The organism is Pantoea sp. R102 (assembly GCF_004916815.1).
Lineage (GTDB): Bacteria > Pseudomonadota > Gammaproteobacteria > Enterobacterales > Enterobacteriaceae > Pantoea > Pantoea dispersa.
In genome coordinates, this window is sequence record NZ_SDFT01000069.1 from 1 (window position 1) to 2276 (window position 2276).

1 protein-coding gene and 1 pseudogene are annotated in these 2276 nt (G+C 60.0%); both read right to left on the reverse strand.

The window, feature by feature from the left end:
- A pseudogene (locus tag ERD80_RS09060) lies at positions 1-509 on the reverse strand (RNA polymerase-associated protein RapA); the annotation flags it as partial.
- A 151-nt stretch (positions 510-660) separates the two neighbouring features.
- A partial coding sequence (locus ERD80_RS09065; protein ID WP_136546635.1) for a DNA polymerase II occupies positions 661-2276 on the reverse strand: 1616 nt, incomplete at its 5' end.

Below are 2276 nucleotides of genomic sequence, written 5' to 3' on the forward strand. Positions count from 1 at the left end.
GCGTGACGGCGACCGACGTCATGCGCGATGTGCAGCTGGTGCGGAATCAGGTTAGTGCGCATGCCGCGCAGGCCGCTAATTGGCAGGCGATACTGTTCGCTCTGGTATTTGCGTGCGCGGAAGCGCAGGGCGAAGCGATCCATGCGGTCCAGCTGGCCGGCAAACAGGCGATCCTGTGGCTTGCTGAACACCAGTTTGCTGTCGAGCATCACTTCGCGCAGCACCACGTTGCTTTCGTCGGTATCAAGACGCGTGCCGATGTAAGTCACTAAATCGTTTTCGTTGCGGACTTCATCAACCTGCATCTGCCAGCCTTCATGGCTGGTGACGGTATCACCCGGATTAAAAATCACGCGGGTGACCGGAGAATCATTACGGGCATAGAGGCGGTTTTCGCCGGTGGCGGGAAACATCAGTGTGACCATGCGCGTATCCAGCGCCACGACTGTCCCCAGTCCCAGCTCACTTTCCGTATCACTAATCCAGCGTTGACCCAGTGTAAAAACCATATATTTTTTGCTCGATTCTCTAAAAGATAGAAAGACGTTCGCCTGCTCTCAGACAATACCCCACCGCCAGACAGTTATCTGGTCAGCTGGTGCACGCGGTGAGAATCAGGAAGGGCGCTATGGTACTGGATGGCAGGGCATTCGTCACCTGTCAAAAAAGCCCCAGTTGCCCGGTGATCAGTGTAGCAAAGTCATCACCGACAAACGGTAAAATCCCTTCGGCGATCGGCTGCAGCTGCTTGCTGACGTAGTGATCGTAATCCAGCGGCGTGCTGCGCGCTTCCAGCGGCTCCGGCCCGGCGGTGGCCATGACGTAGCGGATCGATCCGCCGTTCTGATACTGCAGCGGACGCTGCAGTTTACGGTTATGTTCATCGGCGAGGCGCGCGGCACGCACGTGGGGCGGCACGTTGCGTTCGTAATCTTTCAGCGGCCGGCGCAGGCGCTTTTTATACACCAGCAGATCGTCCAGTTCGCCGGCCAGCAACTGTGCCACCGTGTCGCGAATGTAGTCCTGCCAGGGTTCACCGCGGAAGATGCGGCCATACAGCGTCTGCTGGAACTGCTGCGCCAGCGGCGTCCAGTCGGTGCGCACCGATTCCAGCCCCTTAAACACCAGCCGTTCGTCGCCGTCGCGGCGAATCAGTCCGGCGTAGCGCTTTTTACTGCCCTGTTCGGCGCCGCGAATGGTTGGCATCAGGAAGCGGCTGAAGTGGGTTTCGTACTCCAGCTCCAGCGCGCTGTCGAGACCGTAAGTCTGCTGCAGATGCTGTTGCCACCAGCGATTCACGTGCCCGGCCAGCCGCTGGCCGATCGCGGTGGCATCGGCTTCGCTGTGGGCGCTTTTCAGCCAGACAAAAGTAGAATCGGTGTCACCGTAAATCACGTCAAAACCTTCGGCTTCAATCAGCTCACGCGTTTGCTGCATGATGGCGTGGCCGCGCAGGGTAATCGACGAAGCGAGGCGCGGATCGAAAAAGCGACAGGCGCTGGTGCCGAGTACGCCATAAAAAGCGTTCATGATGATCTTCAGCGCCTGCGACAGCGGCTGGTTGCCGTCACGTTTGGCGGCCTCGCGCCCCTGCCAGATCTGCCCGACAATCGCCGGTAAACAGTGGGTGCGGCGCGAAAAGCGCGCGTGGCGAAAACCGGGAACCGAATCGGCGTCATCCGGATGCGCCAGGCCTTCGACCAGCCCGACCGGATCAATCAGAAAGGTGCGGATGATCGACGGATAGAGGCTTTTATAATCCAGCACCAGCACCGAATCATACAGTCCGGGGCGCGAATCCATCACGTAGCCGCCAGGGCTGGCTTCCGGTGCCACTTCGCCGAGATTGGGCGCGACAAAGCCGGCGCGGTGCATTCGCGGAATATACAGGTGGCTGAACGCCGCCACCGATCCGCCGTGGCGATCCACCGCCAGGCCATTGACGGTGGCGCGCTCCAGCAAAAACGGCATGATGGCGGTGTGCTGGAAAATACGCGTAACCAGCTCGCAATCCTTCAGATTGTAGGTGGCCAGCGCCGGTTTGTCGTGGGCAAAGCGCCAGTTGATCTCTTCCATGCGCTGCCACGGATTGTTGATGGCTTTGCCTTCGCCCAGCAGCTCGCGCGACACCGCTTCCAGGCTGAATGAGGCGAAGTCCCAGAACGCCGATTTCAGCGCCTCGATACCGTCAATCACCAGCCGGCCGCTGGCCTGAGCGAAGAACACGCCGGGCTTAAAGCCGTGCTCGCGCCACTCCAGCGGCTGCTGCTGACGGC